This window comes from Thiomicrorhabdus chilensis DSM 12352 (genome assembly GCF_000483485.1).
Taxonomy (GTDB): domain Bacteria; phylum Pseudomonadota; class Gammaproteobacteria; order Thiomicrospirales; family Thiomicrospiraceae; genus Thiomicrorhabdus; species Thiomicrorhabdus chilensis.
The window spans coordinates 1,176,670-1,197,830 of the sequence record NZ_KI519609.1 but is presented as its reverse complement, the minus strand read 5'-3'; the positions used below and the strand labels follow the sequence as shown (position 1 = coordinate 1,197,830).

Below are 21,161 nucleotides of genomic sequence, written 5' to 3'. Positions count from 1 at the left end.
ATACAGCTACCCTAAGACACCCCGATCTTCAAGGTTTGAATAGAGCGTACGAAGGAAAGCTGTATGAAGCGAAAAGAGATTCAATTTCTGCATTTTACCTTGCCAATCAACAAGATAAAAAACAGAAACATTTTTCTGAACAACCTAAGGCACTATTTATTTTTCTGAAATTGTTCCAAAATACCCGGATCTTCCAAAGTGGAAGTATCCTGAGTAATCTGTTCACCCTTAGCGATTGTTCTTAACAAGCGACGCATGATTTTACCAGAACGGGTTTTAGGCAAATTGGTTCCAAAACGAATGTCATCCGGTTTGGCAATCGGCCCGATTTCCTGAGCCACCCAATTACGCAATTCCTGAATCAAAACGGTACGTTCTTCACCATCCGGAATATCGATGTTAAGGACCACAAAGGCGGCGACCGCCTCACCCTTGACATCATGTGGTCGACCAACTACTGCAGCCTCAGCCACCTTGGAGTGCGACACTAACGCCGATTCGATTTCCATGGTCCCAAGACGGTGACCGGAAACGTTCAAGACATCATCAACTCGCCCAAGTATCCAGAAGTAACCGTCCGCATCCTTATGAGCACTGTCTCCGACCACATAATAATTTTTATTTTGATCGCCATTCAGAGGGAAATAGGTATCGCGATAACGCTGATCATCACCCCAGATATTGCGGATCATTGACGGCCATGGCTTTTTGATCACCAACAAGCCACCGTCGTTGTTTTCAAGTTCATTGCCTTCTTCATCCAAAATCGCCGCTTCAATTCCCGGCAGAGGCTGAGTACAGGAACCGGGTTTAAGCGGTGTCACCGGGAAAGGCGCGATCATGTGCGCACCGGTTTCGGTCTGCCACCAGGTGTCAATAATAGGACACTTGCCACCACCGATAACCTCGTGATACCACATCCAGGCTTCCGGGTTAATCGGCTCACCCACGGTTCCTAAAATTCTCAATTTAGACAGATCGTACTGCTTTGGCAAGTCCGCACCGAACTTCATCAGGGCACGAATCGCCGTTGGCGCCGTATAAAATACGGTGACACCGTGATCCTGGCAGACCTGCCAGAAACGTCCGGCATCCGGATAAGTCGGCACCCCTTCAAACATCAACATGGTGGCACCGACTGAAAGAGGCCCATAAGCTACATAACTGTGACCGGTGATCCAGCCCACATCGGCCGTACACCAGAACACATCATTATCATTCAGGTCAAACATCCACTCATTGGTCAAATGCGCATTCAGCAAATAACCACCGGAACTGTGCTGCACCCCCTTAGGTTTACCAGTGGAGCCGGACGTATATAGCAAGAACAGCGGGTGTTCAGAGTCAACAGGAACAGGCTCGTGATAGTTGCTCATTCCCGCTTCTGCATCCAACCAGTCGATATCGCGCCCTTCCTGCATAGGAACGTCATCTTCGGTACGCTTATAGACAATCACCTTTTTGACTTGCTCACAGTCGTGTTCCAAAGCTTTATCTACCGCCGTTTTCAACGGAATGGACTTACCGCCGCGACGGCTACCATTGGTGGTAATCACCAATTTGGCGCCCGCATCCACAATACGGTCACGCAGCGCTTCGGCCGAAAAACCACCGAATACGACGGAATGGATCGCACCGATTCGCGCACACGCCTGCATGGCAATCACCGCCTGCGGAATCATCGGCATGTAGATGACCACACGATCACCTTTGGTGATCCCCTGTGCAGTCAAGGTGTTGGCGAAGCGACAGACTTGATCGTGCAATTCCTTATAGGTGTGATGCTCAACATCCCCTTGATCGCCTTCAAAAATAATCGCTAATTTATCGCTTTTGGTGTCTAGGTGACGATCGATGCAGTTGTATGAAACATTCAACTCACCATCGGCAAACCACTGGTAATGAGGCGCCTTGCTCTCATCTAGGCCAACAGTGAAGGGCTTGCTCCACGTCAATTTCTCTCTGGCCAGATTCGACCAGAAACCTTCGAAATCCGCCTCTGCATCGGCGCGCATTTTAACCAGTTTTTCTTCAGTAATAGCAACGCTCGATTTAATCGCGTCACTTGGCTGAAATACTCGACTCTCTGTTAAGATCGACTCGATATTTGACATGGATACACTCTCTTTTTGTAGATTTTTACTCGATATTGTTCACTGGGAATCAGGATGTGCTTATTAAAGCATTAATGACGAAGAAGTTTACCTTGCCGTAGGCTAAAGTTAAAGCATCAGGTCATTATTTTATTATAATAAAAACTTATAGCATGCCGTCTTTTAACACAATTCAAGGCCCTATTTACAATGCTAAATAATTTGACCTTATAACAGACTGAGGTCAATATTGTTGAACCACTGGTTTATCGCAATCTTGCAAGATCTCACTTATCCAAGGATTGAAATCATGCGCGCCTTTATCGCTCTTCCCGTTGACCAACAGACCACACAGGTGCTAAGCCAACAGGTTGATCAGCTTCGCCAGACTGACTGGGGGCAACAAATCATCTGGTTTCCACCTGAAAACTACCATCTGACCCTGCATTTTCTGGGTGGAAAGCTGGATGCCGACAAGGTAAAAGCGGTCGCCCAATCGATGCCACTCTGGTTCTCTGAAGGCATGAGTCATTTCGAGGCCGAAATTCTCGCGATTCGCCCTTTTCCAAGCGCCACACACCCTCATAGCCTAGTGGCATCCCTGGATTCAACACTATTGCTTCAATACCTGGTGCGGGAAATAGAGTCCCAGCTGAAAGCGTTTGGCCTTCACACATCCAAACAGGCATTTCGCCCCCATATCAGCTTGGGACGAATCCCCAAACAACTTGAGGCCGATCGCATTCAAATCCCGGACGAACTGAAACACCTTCAAGATCTGTGGCTGACCGTTGATCATCTGACGCTTTATGAAAGCCAATTGACCGACGCTGCTCCTGTCTATAAGGCATTGCAACACAAATGGCTGGAACGCTATGATGACGGTGTCATCAATCCATCCTAAAAACGGCCAGGCCTGTCCATTTTAGGCTCACATCAACGAGAACCGGCCAAAATGGCAATGATCTCTTTAATGTTGATCGGCTTGGTCAGATAATCATCAAACCCTACCCGTTTCCCTCTCTCAACATCCAGCATCATGGCATTGGCCGTCAGCGCATAAAAAACCGTTCCCTTTTTCTGCAACGCGACCGAACGCTTTAAGATCGGCAATAATTCGTCACCATTCATACCCGGTAAATTGATGTCGATAAACATCACGTCTGGCAAAAGCGTTTCAGCCATCTATAGCCCCTGCTCGGCATCGGGTGCCAAACTCAACTCCACCCCCTCTACGGTAGAGACAATGTCTTGCATTAACCCCCGATTTGAAGGGTTGTCCTCAATATACAAAACACGCTTCACAGCTTGCGGTCCGTGCGTTTCCTTCAACGCCACAGAGTGATCGACTTCCAGGGTCTTTGGTGTCGATTCCGGACCCGAACCCTGTTTGCAAACCGGAAAACTGAACCAGAAATCAGAGCCCTCACCCTCAGTACTTTCAACCCCAAGATGACCGCCCATTTTTTCGACCAGATCCTTGGCGATGCTCAAGCCAATCCCGGTGCCTTCGATATTGGAATTCTCATGCCCCAAGCGGTTAAAGGGTTCAAATAGATTCTCTTGGTCCGATTGACTGATTCCGAATCCGGTATCCTTGACATGCAGACGCATCCACAAGCACTCTTCCGAGTTGTATGTTTCGGCAAAGACCCACACCTGCCCGCCATCCCGGTTATATTTAATGGCATTGCTCAAAAAGTTGAGTAACACTTGCTTGATGCGGGTGTAATCTACTCGAATGCAACAATCCAATTGCTCTTTAGTTGGACAGTGAATCAAAATGCCACGTTGGCGCGCCAAAGCCTCCACCATATTGAGTGCATCTTCCACCAACTCGCTCAAATACACCTCTTCCAAACTGATCTCCAGACTCCCCGACTCCACTTTTGAAAGTTCCAAAATATCGTTGATCAGATGAAGCAGGTGTCGCCCGCTGCGTGAAATATTGCCCAACTGCGAATACTGTTTGTCAGTTAAATCCGAAAACTCAAGCAATTGCGAAAAGCCTATGATCGCATTCAACGGCGTTCTCAATTCGTGACTCATACTGGAAAGGAATTGAGATTTGGCCTGATTGGCTTTTTCCGCCATCTCCTTGGCCGCTTCAAGCGACTCTTTGAGTTCAACGATTTCAGTGATGTCTTCGCGAATGGACATGTACTCAATCACAACCCCCTGCTGATTCACGATTGGTAAAATATGGGTGGTGACGTAATAAGGTTTGCCGTCTTTTCTCAAGTTTTTGATCTGCCCCTTCCAGACACGATTGCTTTTAATGGTTCCCCAAAGGTCGGCAAATACCTCTTTAGGCATATCCGGATGACGAACAATACTATGCGGCTGACCAACCAGCTCTTTGGCAGAGTAACCACTGATTTTCTCAAATTGCTGGTTCACATAGGTAATGGTGCCATCCAAGTCGGTTTTGGAGACAATTAAGGAGCTGTCAATCGCCTCTTGCTGATATTTTAACGAGTGGATCAGTTCCGCGATTTGTTGCAGCAATAGATTAAACTGGTGGGAGAGCCGTCCGATTTCATCCTCGGTATGAATTTCAACCGGTGTTTTATACTGCTTACTGGAAATAATCTGCCTGATGGTCGCCTCAAAAACCGACAGTGGCTTGATCACACTACGCTTGATGACCAGCAGGAGCAAGCCTGATACCGTCAAGGTACTGAGCAATATCGCCAACAGGATGTAGAGCGCTTCGACATTACGTTCCCAGACTTTTTCATCGAAAGTGGTTAACGGAATCGAAACCGCATGTACCGCCAGAAGTTGTTTTTCCTGATCCACAATCGGCTGGGTATAAATTAACTTCCCATCAATCAGGTGCAAAACTTCATCAAGCACATCGGCTTCCTGAAATTGAATACTGGACAGAGAATTGTTGGCGAAATAAGGGGCTTTGCCAATCGTAAAGGTTCTGCTGCCCAGATCGGAGGACGTTTCGCTGGAGTTCAGCAAAGGAGAAAACAAAGCGTAATTCACTTTATGGGTAGCAAAGGACTCGATGATCGAACGCAGTCCTTGGGAAACACCAATAAAACCGATTACCTCACCCGGATCATCCAAAGCATATATAGGCTGGATATTAATGACGCGAAAATGGCTGGCCGCACCACCGATATTGATACCGGATGCCGCCTTACCGGTCATCACAGCCTTCTTGACCAAATCATGCATCGTCAGGTTCTGGCTGTAACTGTCCAAATTAAAGGTTTTTACCAGCGAGCGCCCATCCGCCGTCATCACGTGAAGCTGCACATTCTGAAATCGAGTGTTCTCGGCAAACAGGCGGTTCACACCAGACACTTCTTGAATAATCGGAAGGCGTTCTTCTAACAGTAAAGCGTCGCGGATGCGGGAATTTCTGGCGAAGGATAAAGCGATGGTATCGCCGATATCCATCTTCTGTTTGATCTGCTCATTCAGAACCCGGCTTTCCTGCTTAATGAAATCTTCGGTCACTAAATCGGCATGGTATTGGTTCAAAAACAAAATTAAGGGCACACTAAAAACCACCAGCATCAATAGAGTGGCAAGCGAAACCACAACGGGGGTTTTTAACAAGGTATGGTTACTTGGATACTTGGAGGACAGTGCCGAAATCAAAAAAACCTCCTTCGGCTTTTTGGTATTAGCAAATTCTTATAATTTCAAAGCATTATGCCATTGATTATGGCAATCATTTAGCGCTTTATGACTAAAAAATTCAATCGGGAGAATAGCAAAAGTAATAGCCGCACCTCAGACAGTAAAAAATTAAGCGAAACTCAGCTCGAAACAGATACGTTAGAGCACCACTTCCGGCTGCCACCCTTGAGCCTTAAGCACTTCAATAAGCTCATCGTCCGGGAAATAATGAATGCCTTCCGGGGTTTTCATCTGCGCATGTGCCAATTCATTGTGATAATCAATCACCACCGGCAACCCTTTTTCGGATTGGTAGCCCCCTAAAAGCACCTTCAACTCGCTGACTTTTTGAGGGTGTCCGCTATTTTGATCGACATGCAACTTCAAGGCACGCGCCTTTTCGACTCGGGCTTCCGCCAGACTCACCACCTGCTCGGCATCGAGCTTGATGCCGCCATTGAAGGTGTCTTCGCTGACCTCGCCATAAATCATCACCACCATGTCTTCTTTGATGTGATCCTTGATCGTTTCATAGACAGCAGGACGCATAACGACCTCCAGGCGCGCGGTTTTATCGTCAATCGCCATAAAGCCCATACGATCACCCCGTTTGGTGATTTTAGCCCGCAAACTCACCACCAATCCGGCGGCCCATTTTTTTTGCCATTTCTCGGGTCGCAGACTGCTTAAAGAACTCCCTACCAGCTGATCAAGCTCCTGGCGATAAATATCGATAGGATGACCACTGACATATAATCCCAGAGTTTCCTTCTCACCGCGTAATTTCAACTTTTCAGGCATCTCCGCCACATCCAGCAATTGGGTTCCACCGGTTTCCTCAACCGAAAGCACCTCGCCGAACAGATCGTGCTGCCCTAAATCGACATTCTTCTGTTGCTGCTCGGCCTGTTTCAAAGCCATCGGAACACTCTCAAGCATGGCATGGCGATTGTCGTGCAAACAATCCAAGGCGCCGCAACGGATCAAGGCTTCCAGCATTCGGCGGTTGACTTTTTTTCCAACCCGCAAGCAGAAATCAAACAAATCCTTAAAGTCTCCGTTTGCCTGACGCTCTTCAATCATGCCTTCCAGTGCAGCTTCACCGACCCCCTTGATTGCGCCCAGACCATAATTGACCGTCCGTTCACCATAAGGTTTAAAGTGCACTTGCCCGGTATTGATATTAGGCGACAACACCTCCAAGCCCATTGCATAACATTCGTTGACCATGTGCACCACCTTGTCGGTGTTATCCATATCGGATGAGATCTGTGCGGCCATGAACTCAGCCGGATAGTGGGTTTTCAACCAGGCCGACTGATAGGAAACCAAAGCATAAGCGGCCGAGTGGGATTTGTTGAAACCGTAACCGGCAAACTTCTCCACCAAGTCAAAGATTTTCATTGCCAAGTCGCCGTCGACCCCAATGCTGATCGCCCCGTCCTTAAAGATAGAGCGCTGTTTGGCCATCTCTTCCGGTTTCTTTTTACCCATGGCTCGGCGCAGCATGTCGGCGCCCCCCAGTGTATAACCGGCCAATACCTGAGCAATCTGCATGACCTGTTCCTGATACAGAATGACCCCATACGTGGGCTCCAGAATCGGCTGCAAGGAATCATGCTGGTATTGCGCATCCGGATAGGAGACCTTTTCCTTACCGTGCTTACGGGCGATGAAGTTGTCGACCATGCCCGATTCCAGTGGTCCGGGACGGAATAAGGCGACCAAGGCGATAATATCTTCAAAGCAGTCGGGACGCAGACGGACAATCAGGTTTTGCATGCCGTTGGATTCAAGCTGAAACACCCCGGTCGTCTTACCGGTTTTAATCAAATCAAAGGTTTGAACATCATCCAGCGGAATACGGGAGATATCGACAAAACCGGTCTCCCCTGGTTGTTTATTATGATTGATGGACTGCAAAGCCCAGTCGATAATGGTCAAGGTTCGCAGACCTAAAAAGTCGAATTTGACCAGGCCTGCCGTTTCCACATCGTTTTTGTCCAACTGCGTGACCACGCTGCTGCCATCGGGCTCGCATAAAACCGGGCAAAAGTGATCCAAAGGTTTTGGACCGATCACCACCCCTCCGGCATGTTTACCCGTGTTACGCACGGTTCCCTCAAGCTTTAAGGCCAACTCCAAAAGCTGGGCGGCATCCTCATCGTTGTCCCGTTTGGCTTGTAGATCTTCCTCTTTTTCGATCGCATCCTTGAGTTTGATGCCGAGTTCATTCGGAATCAATTTGGCAATGCCGTCGACCACCCCGTAACCCAAGCCCAGAACACGCCCCACGTCACGCACCACCGCCTTGGCGGCCATGGTTCCAAAAGTCACAATCTGCGACACATGATCGCGCCCATAATGGCGGGACACATAGTCAATCACTTCGTCACGTCGATCCATACAGAAATCGACATCGAAATCGGGCATGGAAACACGTTCCGGGTTCAGGAATCGTTCGAACAGCAAATCGTATTGAATCGGATCCAGATCGGTGATTTTCAATGCATAAGCCACCAAGGAGCCCGCCCCCGAACCACGTCCCGGCCCAACCGGAATCTGCTGATTTTTACCCCACTGGATAAAGTCGGCAACGATCAGAAAGTAGCCAGGAAATCCCATCTGCAAAATGATATTGAGTTCAAACTCAATGCGGTCATAGTATTCGCTTTTTTTCTGCTCATAGGCTGCGCTGTCCAGATGGCCAAACAGAAACTGCAGACGTTCTTCCAGTCCCTTGTGGCTTTCCTGCACAAAAAACTCATCCATGGTCATGCCTTCCGGAACCGGAAAATCGGGTAGGAAATAGGTTCCCAAAGTTAAATCCAATGAGCAACGTTTAGCGATCTCAAGGCTGTTCTCAATCGCCTCAGGCAAATCGTCAAATAAGGCCACCATCTCTTCAGCCGTTCTGAAATACTGTTCATCAGAATAGCGTTTAGGGCGATTGGGATCCTCCAGCACATAACCGTCATGAATACAGACACGCACTTCATGCGCCTCAAAGTCCTCGGCTTTGGCAAAGCGCACATCATTAGTGGCCACCACCGGGACATCGTATCTCTGCGCTGCTTCCACAGCGCCCACTATATAAGCCTCTTCACCGGGACGGCCGGTACGCATCAATTCCAGATAAAAGCGTTGTGGAAAATACGTTTGCCACCAACTCATGCGGCTTGCCACCAAGTTGGGCTTCTCGGCCAGAATGGCGCTGCCTACATCCCCTTCGCGCCCACCTGAAAGCACAATCAAACCGGCATTGAATTCCGCCAGCCATTCTCGTTTAATTAACGACACCATATTGTTTTGAAACAACTTCTGGTTTTTTAAGTAACCCAATGAAATCAAATGGGAAAGATTTAAATAGCCCTGTTCATCCTGACACAACAAAACGCACTTAAAAACCGCGCCATCCTCGTCTTCCAACAAGACTTCCGAGCCAATGATCGGTTTGATTCCCGCGCCGATGGCCGCACTGTAGAACTTAACCAAAGCAAACAGATTGGATTGGTCAGTCAGCGCCAAGGCGGGTTGGGCATCCGCTTTTGCAAAGCCCACCATGGGTTTGACACCCAGGGTGCTGTCGATAACGGAATATTCGGAGTGAACGTGCAAGTGAACAAATGAAGTCATAAGGTAGTGTGTGAACTGAATCAAATTGTAATTAATTGAATTGTGTTATTCTAACGGTTCCCCCGGATAAGGTGGGGAAAAAGATTCTATAAAATAATGTTTGACCACCGTTTAAGACTACGCAGCGATATAATTGCAAGATGAACAAAACGCCCTTCTGGCTCGACCCCAAACCCGTTACTTTCCCTCCCACCAATCTGGCTTTAGATGAACCGGACGGCCTGCTCGCAATCGGTGGCGCACTCACCCAAGAATGGCTTTTACAGGCCTATTCGAAAGGGATTTTTCCCTGGTTCAACCCGGATGAACCAATTCTGTGGTGGAGTCCGAATCCACGTAGCGTCTTATTGATCGATGACCTGAAAATCCGTCGCAGTCTGCGTAAAAGCCTACGTAAAATGTGCGAATCCCACCAGTTAAAGGTCACACTTGATCAAAGTTTTATCGAGGTGATGCAACACTGTGCTCAAATTGAACGTAAAGATCAGGCCGGAACCTGGATCACTGACGACATGCTTTCGGCTTACAATCAACTTCACCAGGCAGGTCATGCGCACTCCGTTGAAGTTTGGTGGCAAGACGAACTGGTCGGAGGCTTATATGGTGTGGCCATTGGAAAAATGTTTTTTGGTGAATCCATGTTCTCAAAAATCAATGACGCCTCCAAGATCGCACTGGTCGCCCTGTCAATGCAACTCAAAGTCTGGGGTTTCAGTCTCATCGACACCCAGGTGGAAACCGCCCATTTGAAAAGCATGGGAGCCAGCATGGTTTCCCGACAAGTCTTCGAATCCTTGCTGCAACAACAGATTCAACAGCCTTTTCCACCCCACAAATGGCAGCTTGAAATCGACTGGTTTCAAGCCGCTATCGAGCACAGCCACTTCCAAAACGCCCTGAGCGATTCCTGAATGTTTTTTGCATTATTGACCCGTTTCCACCTAATCGAAACCACTACCTGATTGTTTGCCAAAATTGCAGTAGAATAGAATTTCAAACGGTGATTCTCTTAATCTCAATAAGGAAGGGGTTTCATGTACCAACACCCAGGCAAACGACCTGTATTTCTAAGTCTGTGGAAGTTCCGCTTCCCTCTGAATGCTTGGTTATCCGCGGCACATCGACTCACCGGTCTGATTCTGTTTATCAGCCTAATCGGCTACCTTGCCCTGTTTAATCTACTGGTTTTTCATGAAAGGGTCAGTCTGGCCGACCTACAACAACATTGCATCATTCATTGCCTTAACAGCATTTTCTGGATCAGCTTGAGCTACCACTGGCTCAGTGGATTACGTCACTTACTGGCCGAACATTTTGCGGATCATCCACTTTATTCGACCATCAATCATCACAAAGTCAGTGTGGCTTTACTGCTTATTTGGGGATTGGCTTCTTTATTCATAATCAAGCAGGCCTGGTCATTATGAAATTTTCAAGGCTCCTCAACCCAAATAAATTAAGCGGCAAACACGCACACAACTGGCAGCGTATCAGCGCCTATTACTTGTTGATCTATATTCCATTTCTAGCTGCAGCGACCCTTTTCCAACCCTCTCACACATCGCTACAGGACCTCTTAGATACTCTGATGCAGCCATTTTATTTACTGCCAAATCTGCTCGCCCTAATATTGATGTTGATTCACAGCTGGGTCGGCCTGCGCGACATTTTGCTGGACTATACCCCCCTCACAAACACGCCCTTATGGCTGGCAGCCTTACACTGGCTGTTGATTTTTATCATTTTCGACCTGGTTGTGCTGATCGTCATGGTCATGACTCCTTTTGAGTCCTTTTAAAACCGAGGAATTGTCGTCATGTCTACCACCCCCAATATAGACGCCCCAAAATTCAAAACAGAGTCCTATGAGGTTCTAGTGGTCGGTGCAGGTGGAGCCGGCATGCGTGCCGCGCTCGCCTTAACCCAAGAGGGACACCGGGTGGCGATGATCTCCAAGGTGTTTCCAACCCGCTCTCATACGGTAGCGGCACAAGGCGGTATCAATGCCGCCCTTGGCAATGTGACGAGTGACGACTGGTCCTGGCACATGTACGACACCATCAAAGGCAGCGATTACCTTGGAGATCAAGACGCAATTGAGTTCATGTGCCAACAGGCCTCCGAAATCGTACGCGAACTGGATCATTTTGGCGTGCCTTTTTCACGCCTTGAAAACGGCAAAATCTATCAACGCGCCTTTGGAGGCCAGAGCCAAAACTTCGGAGAACAACAGGCCTATCGAACCTGTGCGGCGGCGGATCGTACCGGCCATGCCATCCTGCACTCCCTTTACCAGCAAAACATTCGCTTAGGCACAACCATTTATGAAGAATATTATGCGCTCGACTTGATCTTTGACCAACAGGGTGAAGTCGCCGGCTTGATGGTCATGAACATCCACAACGGCGAGTATTCGATTTTACAGAGCAGGCACATACTCTTGGCGACTGGTGGCGCCGGGCAGATTTTCCGCAACAACACCAACGCCAGCATCAATACCGGCGACGGACTGGGCATGGTGTTGCGGGCCGGCCTGCCTTTGCAAGACATGGAGTTCTGGCAATTTCATCCCACAGGCGTGGCCGGAAAAGGCATGCTGATCTCCGAGGCGGCTCGCGGAGAAGGTGGAGTGTTGCGCAACGCGCTTGGCGAGCCGTTTATGCAGAACTATGCGCCCAAGGTCAAGGACTTGGCTTCACGCGACGTGGTCGCCAGGGCGATTGCCACCGAAGTTCAGCAAGGACGCGGTTGCGGACCGGAAGGTGATTTTGTCTTATTAGACTTGACCCACCTGGATACCGACACCATTAAACAACGTCTGCCCGGGATACGCGACATCAGTCTGACCTTTCTTGGTGTCGACCCTGTTGAACAGCCGATTCCGACTTTCCCTACCTGCCACTATATGATGGGCGGCATTCCCACCAACCTCAACGGACAAGTCGTGTGTCCAGATTCCCAAGGAAAACAAACTCCGGTGAAAGGCTTATTTGCCGTGGGTGAATGCGCCTGTGTATCGGTACATGGCGCGAACCGTCTGGGCGGCAACTCCCTGCTGGACATCCTGGTATTTGGACGTCAGGCCGCCAAAACAATCAGTCAGCAGCTACAGACAGAACAAGGACAACCTAACTTGAACAACCTATCACTTGACGACCTTGAATTATCGGGAGTGCGAAAGCGGATCCAGCGCTGGCAAAGCAAAACGTCATATCAAGAAGAAAACTTACATAGTTTGAAGCAGAAGATGCAACGCAGCATGGAAAGAGGCTGCGGTGTCTTCCGCAATCAACAGTCTATGCAACACGCATTGCAGGAACTCGAACAACTTGAAACATCACTGCAGCAGGTGAACCTTCGGGATCATGGTAAGGTTTTCAACCTGGAAAGATTGGCTGCTTACGAACTGGAAAACCTCATGGCGATCGCCAAAGCAACGGTGCATAGCGCCTTGGCAAGAACCGAAAGTCGGGGGGCGCACTCCCGCATCGACTTCCAACAACGCGATGATACTCACTGGCTGAAACACAGTCTGTATTTCTCGGCTGGAGATCGACTGGTTTACAAATCCGTCAATCTTTCACCCAATCAGCACGCGCCCTTTACACCCAAAGCCCGAGTCTATTAACCCTTTTTAAACTTCGATTTAACAAATGTTTGCAGCCAGATACATTGGAGAGCAGTATGGAATTCATCATCAGTCGTTACAATCCGGAAACCGACAGCGAACCGTATGATCAACATTACCATCTGCCTGATGCGGAGATCACCGCAGACATGATGCTGCTCAACGCCTTGCAAAAAATACGCGAGCTGGACCCCGGATTGAGTTTCCGTTCGTCATGCCAGGAAGGTGTTTGTGGATCGGACGGCATGAACGTAAACGGTCAAAACCATTTGAGCTGCATTACCCCACTATCTTCCCTGAGCACTCCGGTGAAAATAAAACCCTTACCAGGCCTGCCCATTATCAAAGACCTGATTATTGATATGAGCCTGTTCTATCAACACTATAAAGAGATCGATCCCTTTTTACAGGCCACCTCTCTCAACCCTGATCGGGAGCATCTGCAAACACCTCAACAAAGAAGCGAGCTCGACGGCTCCTATGAATGCATTCTTTGCGGCTGTTGCAGTACCAGCTGCCCTTCCTTCTGGTGGAATCCAGACCAGTTTTTGGGACCGGCAGCCTTGCTCGCCGCACAGCGTTTTGTAGTGGATTCCAGAGACATCATGCCGATCGAGCGCCTCAAATCACTGGACGACCCGATGAAAACCTTTCGTTGTCGACACATACAAAACTGCACTGCCGCTTGTCCTAAAGGCCTTAATCCGAGTCGAGCCATCCAATCGCTTAAAGCCAGGATCCTTAGCCATGACTGAAAAACGCCCACTTGAAAACGAGCAGGCCTGGTTAAATCGCATTTTATTTTTGTGCAAACGCGGCAACCTCGAAACCGAACTGCTATTAAGCGCCTATGCGCCTTCTCTGATGCAGGCCCCGGCCTCGCAAAAACAGCTTTTTGAGTTTTTTCTTAAAGAATCCGACCAACATTTGTTTGCATGGCTTCTAAATCCGCACGATTCAGACAATCCACAAGACCCTACACGACCAGAATACCGCGCGCTGATCCAGGCCATTCGCAACAATTATTTGATTGTAAATCAATAAATTGTTATAATCCGCGCAAATTTTTATTCTAGGGATTGACCGAGACTTATGGCAAAACAAGACGTTATTGAATTTGATGGTGTAGTGATTGAAACTTTACCGAATACCATGTTCCGAGTTGAATTGGAAAACGGGCATCAGATCCTGGCCCACATCTCCGGACGCATGCGCAAAAACTACATCCGAATTCTTGCAGGAGACCCTGTAAAAGTCGAATTAACTCCTTACGACTTGACCAAAGGTCGAATCACTTACCGCGGTAAGTAAAACTAAGTCAGCAAGTCTAACGGCTGGTCAAAAGCGCACGATAGCGAGCGAAACTTGCCGTAACAAAACGCCTGAAGCAGAGTGTAACCCAACACTATCAAGCCATAAAAAAACCACTTAAGTTTGCAAACTTAAGTGGTTTTTTACATCCTGATGCACAATCAGCGCACAATATTAAGGAAGCGATTTACTCCGGCGTATTCAAAACAATTTCATCATCCTGACAGTCGATCACGACTTCACCACCGTGCTGCAAATCGCCAAACAGCAACTTGTCGGCCAAAGGCTGTTTCAGTTTTTCCTGAATCAAACGACTCATCGGTCGCGCGCCCATCAAAGGGTCATATCCATGTTTGGCCAACCAGTGTCTGGCGGCGTCAGTCACTTTCAGAGTCACCTTCTTGTCGGCTAAAGTTTGCTCCAAAGCATAAATAAACTTATTCACGACCGAAGTCATGGACTCTTCAGATAGACGATTGAATTGAATCACACCGTCAAGGCGGTTGCGGAATTCAGGCGTAAACACCTTTTTCAACTCCGCTTCAAAATCCATTGTATGATCCTGCACAGTAAAGCCCATACTGCTGCGCGCCATCTGTTCCGCGCCCACATTCGAGGTCATAATCAAAATCACATTCCGGAAATCGGCTTTACGGCCGTTGTTGTCGGTCAAGGTGCCGTGATCCATCACCTGCAAAAGCAGGTTGAACACATCAGGGTGAGCCTTTTCGATCTCATCCAGCAATACCACCGCGTGCGGTTGCTTATTGATTGCTTCGGTCAACAGACCGCCCTGGTCATAACCGACATAACCCGGAGGCGCGCCGATCAAACGTGATACCGTATGACGCTCCATGTATTCGGACATATCAAAACGCAACATCTCCACCCCAAGATGGTTGGCCAACTGCTGGGTCAATTCGGTTTTACCGACCCCGGTGGGCCCGGCAAACAAAAAAGATCCGGTCGGCTTATCAGGGTCACTCAAACCGGAACGCGCCAATTTAATGGCCGAAGCCAATTGTTCCACTGCGTGATCCTGACCAAACACCACTCGTTTGAGGTTCTCTCCCAGATCCTGCAATTTGTCTTTTTCTTTTTGAGTGATCTGTGAAACCGGAATGCGCGCGATGCTCGCCACCACCGACTGCACTTCGGACACCCCGATTTGTTTTTTGCGTTTGCTGGCGGGTAACAGCGCTTGTTTGGCCCCAGCTTCATCAATCACATCAATCGCCTTGTCGGGCAGATGCCGATCGGTAATGTAACGCGCCGACAAGGCCACCGCTTCCTTAAGGGCAGGCAGAGTGTACTTCACATGGTGATGAGACTCATACTTGTCTTTAAGTCCCTTGAGGATTTCAAACGTCTCCTGATTGCTTGGCTCCTTGACATCCACCTTCTGGAAACGACGTGCCAGGGCACGATCCTTTTCGAAAATGCCTCGGTGCTCTTCATAGGTGGTTGCACCAATGCAACGCAACTTGCCTGAAGACAACGCCGGTTTCATCAAATTGGACGCATCCATCGCACCGCCCTGCACCGCTCCAGCTCCGACAATGGTGTGGATTTCATCGATAAACAGAATGGCGTGATCGTGTTCTTCCAAAGCCTTCAATAAGGCCTTGAAACGCTTCTCGAAATCTCCTCGATAACGCGTGCCCGCCAACAAAGCCCCCATATCCAAACTGTAAACCACGGCATTTTCAAGCTGTTCCGGCACCTTATGATGCACAATTTGATAAGCCAGGCCTTCAGCCACCGCGGTTTTCCCGACACCCGGCTCCCCGACTAAAAGAGGATTGTTTTTGCGGCGTCGACTCAAGACCTCCAAAGTGCGGTTCAATTCCCACTGGCGCCCAATGATCGGATCGATTCGACCCGATTCAACGGCTTGGTTTAAATTGGTAGTAAATGACTCTAATGGCGATTTTTTATCTTCTCCATCAGCGGATTCCCCAGCGTCATTCGATTCGTTTTCAGACGGCAAATACCCCTCTGAATCGGATGCGGTCACACCATGAGAAATGTAACTCAGCACATCAACCCGATCGACGCCATTGCTTTCAAGCAGATACACTGCCTGCGAATCCTGTTCGGAAAACATCGATGCCAGAACATGCAGACCTGTCACTTCTGGATAACCGTTGGACTGTACCAAATAAATGGCACGTTCAATGACTCGTTGAAAGCTCATCGTAGGCTGGAGCTCGTCAGGTTTACGGCTAACCATCTCAGATTCCAGGAATTTCTCCAAACCTTCCTCGATTTGCCCGACTTCGACTCCACAGGCTCGAATCGCCTCCTGAACTTCCGGCAGACCCAGCAACTCGAGCAAAAGATGCTCCAGGGTTACAAACTCATGCTCATACTCATGTGCCACACTGAAGGCGTTACTTAACGTCATCTGTAATTCTTTACTTAACATGCTTAAGCCACCTCTAACTGACACATTAACGGATATTGATGCTGGCGCGCATATCGGTTTACTTGATTGACCTTCATTTCCGCCACCTCACGGCTGTACACTCCGCAAATGCCTTTGCCTTCATGATGTACCGCCAGCATCACCACATTTGCTTTTGCTTCATCCATACCAAAAAATCGCACCAATACTTCCACCACAAAATCCATCGGTGTAAAGTCGTCATTCAACAACACCACCTGATAGCGTTTCGGCGGCTTCACTTTAGGCCGGGCGGTATCCAGAAGAAGATTTCCATCATCGTGATCATGGGAGTGCGGCATAACAAAAAACAATCTCTTAAAATTTATTGAAGTGTAATTTATGATTCATCGTTCAGAGAAATATCACCTGATCTGAACAAACACAACTGGTACAAGCATTAGGTTTATAAGCTTACATAGGACCATATTGTAGCGTTTTCAAGGTCGTCAAGGAAAGCAATCACGGGAAAAAGAAGAATGAGGTCGGCAACCACCGATCACAGTGAACGGCTTTTCAGGGCAGACCGACTCAAGCGGCAATCAGGCGTGCATACAGATGCCCGGCTTGTAAGGAGTCATCGGAAGGCAACCCCATGTTTTCAACCAGAATAAAATGGCCGGCCGCGTAATCCGAAGGCACTTCGACCGAAAAGGAACCGCTCGGGGCTTCCAGCTTAATTAATTTTCCTTCGGTCAATAATTGACTGGCTACATGGAAAGTGCCATAAATATCGGCACCTTTGAGTTGCCAGTTAATGCTTTCATTCTTGACTTCAAAGCGCACCAGAAAATCTCCCGGTTTCCCCCCGAAAAGCCCGCTATAGCCCTTACCCTGCAAACGAAAGGTTTTACCCATCAAGGCTTCTCGGGTGAATTTCATTTTCACTTTAAGGCCGGGAATATAAAAGGAACCCAAACGCAATAACCGAATCGCATAACGCAAAGTCAACGGGTAGGTAATCACCCGATCTTTTCCGTCGATTGGCTTTTGCTTTCGGTAGGCTTTTTCATAAAAAGAGTGCGTACCCTGGGTCGATTTTTTTTCTTTATCATCCCGCTCTGAGGTACTGCGGGATCGTTTGGATTGGTGAGTGTTTGTCGACTGGGATTTTGACGTTCGGCTGTTACCGTTAACGGCTCGATTTCGACGCTGAAAATCATGTAAATAAGCGTCCCGATATTTACTCAAAATCTCATAGGCTTCAGCGATTTGCTGAAATTTCTTTTGCGCGTCATGGATTTTAGAGACATCGGGATGATAACGCCGTGCCAATTTACGGTAAGCCAACTTCACGGTTTTAGGGCATGCTAATTGATGCACCCCCAAAATGGCAAAGTAATCAACAGTTGGATTATATGGACAGTTAAAGTTAGCCATTCAGTGCGACGGTTCTCACTCCAGAAATTCAGGATCAAACAATAAATCAGCCAAAAACAATCCTTTTAGGCCAGCATTTAAATTCATTTTAACGTGTCATCTGATAAAAAAAAAGAGAGGACTAAGTAATTTAAAGTTCCGCACTTGTACGTAAACCTTAAACATTCAAATTAGAAACTCAATCCCTCCAATATTTAGACCTTATTTCAGCCCGTGAACTCCGCAGATACAGACTTTTAATATATTTACAGGCCGCATCCATAGAAAACATTCACAATTCTCACAAAAAGTGTATGCAAATAAGCGATAATATGCGCACCCAAAAAGTAAGGAACAACATCATGAGTATTGAACAGAACTTAATGGAACGCAGCGGTTCAAAATGCGAACTTTGCGGTAACGAAGAAAACCTGAGTGTATACGAAGTGACACCAAGTGACGGCACTGCGGACACCGCCATTCTGGTTTGCCAAACTTGCAAGGAACAGATTGAAAACCCGGAAACCATGGATGCCAACCACTGGCGCTGTCTAAACGACAGCATGTGGTCTCCCATAGCGGCGGTTCAGGTAATGGCTTACCGCCAGTTGCATCGTCTGCGCAGTGAGGGTTGGCCACAGGACTTATTGGACATGATGTACTTGGAAGATGACACCAAAGCTTGGGCCGAATCGGGGATTGTTTCCGAGGAAGAGGATGATACACCACCAACCAAAGACAGCAACGGCACACTTCTTCAGGAAGGCGATGACGTCACCCTGATTAAAGACTTGGATGTAAAAGGAGCGGGATTCACCGCCAAACGCGGCACCTTGGTAAAAAACATCCACCTCACCGACAATCCACTTCATATTGAAGGTAAGGTCAATGGCACTCAGATCGTACTGGTTGCGGCCTATCTAAAGAAAGCCTGATTCTACTGCCGTAAAATACTGCTAATAGAGTTAAACAAAAAAACCGCCTTTAGGCGGTTTTTTTGTTTTCGTTAATGCTAAACAGATAACGAAAGCGGTAGGTGGGAACGAATTTCTTGCGGGGTCAAAGAGACCACATTTTTATCTAAACTGAAAACAAGGTGTTTACTCAAACGTGTTGAAAAGGCACGACGCAGATCCCCTAAAAAAGAGGGCGCGGCGATAACGAACAACTTATCGAATTTATTCTGATTTAATTCATCGCATAAAAGGGTCGCAACCGTTTTTGAGAAATTTATCTCTTCTTGCTCTTTTGGACTGACCTCATCCGTATAGTTGTGCCCTCCAGCCCCCATGGTACCGTTTGCCTTGCCAGGCAAGTCACTGTCCAATTGCTGCTCGTGCAAACGAGCTTGAGGATGCGATAAGGTTTCGATTTCAATCAGCTCTGCAGCAGAGTTTTCGGCGGAAAAGATTCGCGCACGGCTACTATCGGCAACAAGAATCCATACTGGCTTCATAATAAACACCCCATAAAACTTTGATTAATCAAACTGTTATCCGGTCTCATGAATAACGGGACCTTTTCATTCTACGCTCATAAAATAAAAAAGAAACCCACTTTTCATGTGGCTGAAAAACCAAAATCGATTCCGCAAAACAATCAAATTGACGGAGGTGCTGTCCCGCTAAAGGCTTCATCCAGCAGTGTTTGATTGATGCAAATCTGGTTGCGTCCCGCGTTTTTAGCCATGTAAAGCGAGCGATCGGCATTGTCAAACAAGGCATTGAAATCAAGCGCGCCATGGTTCTGCTCAAGTGCACTGTCAAGCAACTCATTCAAATCATAACCTTGATGCCTGTCAACACTGGCCACACCAAAGGTCGCGGTAATATCGAGCCCATGCGGCTTCAACTTTTCAACTTCAACACGCAACTGCTCTAGCTTGCTCAAAGCCTGCTGCTGGCCGCAGTCCGGCATAATCATGACCACCTCATCGCCGCCATAACGCACCGCCACATCTCTTGGATGTCGGCTGTTTTTGATCAACTCACCTAATTTCATAAGCACGCCATCCCCTACTGAATGGCCATGATTGTCGTTTATGCTTTTAAAATAGTCGATATCGATAATGCATACCGAGATCGCCTCATTGTTATTAACCGATTTCTGCACCATCCGGTGACCGAACTCATCCAGATAATGGCGGTTATTCAACCCGGAAACATGATCAATATGGGCTTTACTGTGCAAAGCCTTCTGCGAGGCCATGGATTCATCCAACTGTTTCTTGGATAAGATCAGATTGATGGCACGTGCCAGAAAGTCGGTTTCATGGAAAGGCTTGGCAATGAAATCACCGGCACCATGTTTGAGGACATAAACCTGACGTAACAGATCGTTCCAACCCGAAACCGCGAGTATCGGGGTATTGCGAATCTCTTCCCGACCATGGCGAATCAAATGGATCAAACCAATTCCACTGAGCGCACCTTCCAGTACTAAATCGGTGACAACCAAGTCAAATCGCTCTTTTTCCAAGCACTCTGCCGCGGCCTCGCCACTTTTAACATGATTGACACTCCAACCGGCGCTCTCCATGATAAATCGCGTGTAATCGGCGGTGCTTTGGGTATCTTCAACATAGAGAACCTTGGCCGAGATATTGACGGTGGCGTAGATCAGCAAACTGTGCATGGCACGTTTTAGGGTATTGAAATCAGACTTGATGAAAATCTCGGTAAAGCCGGCATCGTAGGCTTCACGTTTAAATTCTTTGGAGGCATTAGAGGTAATCAGGAATTTAGGAATGCTTTGCAAGCCCTGAATTGCATTGACCTGCCTTAAAAAGTGGACGCTGTTCATGTCACCCAATTCATGCGCCAAAGTGACGGCACTTGGCTTGTGCTTGCCAAGATATTCCAGAGCCTCTTTTCCGGAAGCCGCCTGCGTGATACGGATATCCTCATTACTCAGTAATTCACTGACTAATTTTCGATAACTGGTCGAGGGATCGACAATCAATATATTCATGGGGCCACCACACTGTACTCGCTAAGTGAAATTATCTATCAAAATACAAAAGCCAAAACCAACAGGCCTGCTGGTT

Annotated in this window: 18 protein-coding genes; 9 read left to right on the top strand and 9 right to left on the bottom strand. The window is 47.9% G+C overall.

Annotated elements, in window-relative coordinates:
- Nucleotides 1-152: 152 nt before the first annotated feature.
- Nucleotides 153-2,114, bottom strand: coding sequence for an acetate--CoA ligase (acs, locus tag B076_RS0105685; RefSeq protein WP_028486466.1), 1,962 nt, complete (start codon nt 2,112-2,114; stop codon nt 153-155).
- A gap of 289 nt (nt 2,115-2,403) precedes the next feature.
- Here acs and thpR point away from each other — a divergent pair, with 289 nt between their 5' ends.
- The gene (gene thpR, locus B076_RS0105680) at nt 2,404-2,997 is read left to right on the top strand and encodes an RNA 2',3'-cyclic phosphodiesterase (protein ID WP_157753520.1); all 594 of its coding nucleotides are present in this window, start codon (nt 2,404-2,406) and stop codon (nt 2,995-2,997) included.
- 32 nt (nt 2,998-3,029) lie between these two features.
- On the opposite strand, the gene B076_RS13000 is transcribed toward thpR, so the two are convergent.
- The 3 genes from B076_RS13000 to dnaE all read right to left on the bottom strand — a co-directional run bounded on the left by B076_RS13000 (nt 3,030) and on the right by dnaE (nt 9,371).
- Entirely contained in the window at nt 3,030-3,278 is a 249-nt protein-coding gene (locus B076_RS13000; RefSeq protein ID WP_028486464.1) for a response regulator, read from the bottom strand.
- The gene (locus B076_RS12995) at nt 3,279-5,714 is read right to left on the bottom strand and encodes an ATP-binding protein (protein ID WP_028486463.1); all 2,436 of its coding nucleotides are present in this window, start codon (nt 5,712-5,714) and stop codon (nt 3,279-3,281) included.
- Nucleotides 5,715-5,894: 180 nt separating this feature from the next.
- Entirely contained in the window at nt 5,895-9,371 is a 3,477-nt protein-coding gene (dnaE, locus tag B076_RS0105665) for a DNA polymerase III subunit alpha (protein ID WP_028486462.1), read from the bottom strand.
- Nucleotides 9,372-9,511: 140 nt separating this feature from the next.
- Here dnaE and aat point away from each other — a divergent pair, with 140 nt between their 5' ends.
- The 7 genes from aat to infA all read left to right on the top strand — a co-directional run bounded on the left by aat (nt 9,512) and on the right by infA (nt 14,310).
- Nucleotides 9,512-10,282 (top strand): leucyl/phenylalanyl-tRNA--protein transferase, encoded by a 771-nt coding sequence (aat, locus tag B076_RS12210; protein ID WP_051347199.1) that lies wholly within the window; start codon nt 9,512-9,514, stop codon nt 10,280-10,282.
- A gap of 123 nt (nt 10,283-10,405) precedes the next feature.
- Nucleotides 10,406-10,798 (top strand): hypothetical protein, encoded by a 393-nt coding sequence (locus tag B076_RS12205; protein WP_038150442.1) that lies wholly within the window; start codon nt 10,406-10,408, stop codon nt 10,796-10,798.
- Nucleotides 10,795-11,169 (top strand): succinate dehydrogenase, hydrophobic membrane anchor protein, encoded by a 375-nt coding sequence (gene sdhD, locus B076_RS0105650; protein WP_028486461.1) that lies wholly within the window; start codon nt 10,795-10,797, stop codon nt 11,167-11,169. The genes B076_RS12205 and sdhD overlap by 4 nt, the downstream gene beginning before the upstream one ends.
- 18 nt (nt 11,170-11,187) lie before the next feature.
- Nucleotides 11,188-12,999, top strand: a complete 1,812-nt coding sequence (sdhA, locus tag B076_RS0105645) for a succinate dehydrogenase flavoprotein subunit (RefSeq protein WP_051347198.1) — start codon at nt 11,188-11,190, stop codon at nt 12,997-12,999.
- Nucleotides 13,000-13,055: 56 nt separating this feature from the next.
- On the top strand, nt 13,056-13,754 hold the full coding sequence (locus B076_RS0105640) for a succinate dehydrogenase iron-sulfur subunit (RefSeq protein WP_028486459.1): 699 nt from the start codon (nt 13,056-13,058) through the stop codon (nt 13,752-13,754).
- Nucleotides 13,747-14,043: a succinate dehydrogenase assembly factor 2 gene (locus tag B076_RS0105635; protein WP_028486458.1), complete on the top strand. Its 297-nt coding sequence runs from the start codon at nt 13,747-13,749 to the stop codon at nt 14,041-14,043. The genes B076_RS0105640 and B076_RS0105635 overlap by 8 nt, the downstream gene beginning before the upstream one ends.
- 48 nt (nt 14,044-14,091) lie before the next feature.
- Nucleotides 14,092-14,310, top strand: coding sequence for a translation initiation factor IF-1 (gene infA / locus B076_RS0105630; protein WP_028486457.1), 219 nt, complete (start codon nt 14,092-14,094; stop codon nt 14,308-14,310).
- A gap of 187 nt (nt 14,311-14,497) precedes the next feature.
- Here infA and clpA read toward each other — a convergent pair whose 3' ends face one another.
- From clpA to B076_RS0105615, 3 genes are all read right to left on the bottom strand, one after another.
- Entirely contained in the window at nt 14,498-16,738 is a 2,241-nt protein-coding gene (gene clpA / locus B076_RS0105625) for an ATP-dependent Clp protease ATP-binding subunit ClpA (RefSeq protein ID WP_028486456.1), read from the bottom strand.
- 2 nt (nt 16,739-16,740) lie between these two features.
- A complete protein-coding gene (clpS, locus tag B076_RS0105620) occupies nt 16,741-17,058 on the bottom strand; it encodes an ATP-dependent Clp protease adapter ClpS (protein WP_028486455.1) in 318 nt (105 codons plus the stop codon).
- Between the two features lie 229 nt (nt 17,059-17,287).
- Nucleotides 17,288-18,136 carry a DnaJ domain-containing protein gene (locus tag B076_RS0105615; RefSeq protein WP_028486454.1) on the bottom strand — a complete coding sequence of 283 codons (849 nt, stop codon included), beginning with the start codon at nt 18,134-18,136 and terminating at the stop codon, nt 17,288-17,290.
- Nucleotides 18,137-18,477: 341 nt separating this feature from the next.
- On the opposite strand from B076_RS0105615, the gene B076_RS0105610 reads away from it, so the two are divergent.
- A complete protein-coding gene (locus B076_RS0105610; protein ID WP_028486453.1) occupies nt 18,478-19,050 on the top strand; it encodes a PhnA domain-containing protein in 573 nt (190 codons plus the stop codon).
- A 77-nt stretch (nt 19,051-19,127) separates the two neighbouring features.
- Here B076_RS0105610 and B076_RS0105605 read toward each other — a convergent pair whose 3' ends face one another.
- Both B076_RS0105605 and B076_RS12200 read right to left on the bottom strand, forming a co-directional pair.
- The gene (locus B076_RS0105605; RefSeq protein ID WP_028486452.1) at nt 19,128-19,571 is read right to left on the bottom strand and encodes a host attachment protein; all 444 of its coding nucleotides are present in this window, start codon (nt 19,569-19,571) and stop codon (nt 19,128-19,130) included.
- Between the two features lie 143 nt (nt 19,572-19,714).
- Nucleotides 19,715-21,085, bottom strand: coding sequence for a diguanylate cyclase (locus B076_RS12200; protein WP_051347197.1), 1,371 nt, complete (start codon nt 21,083-21,085; stop codon nt 19,715-19,717).
- Between the last annotated feature and the right edge of the window lie 76 nt (nt 21,086-21,161).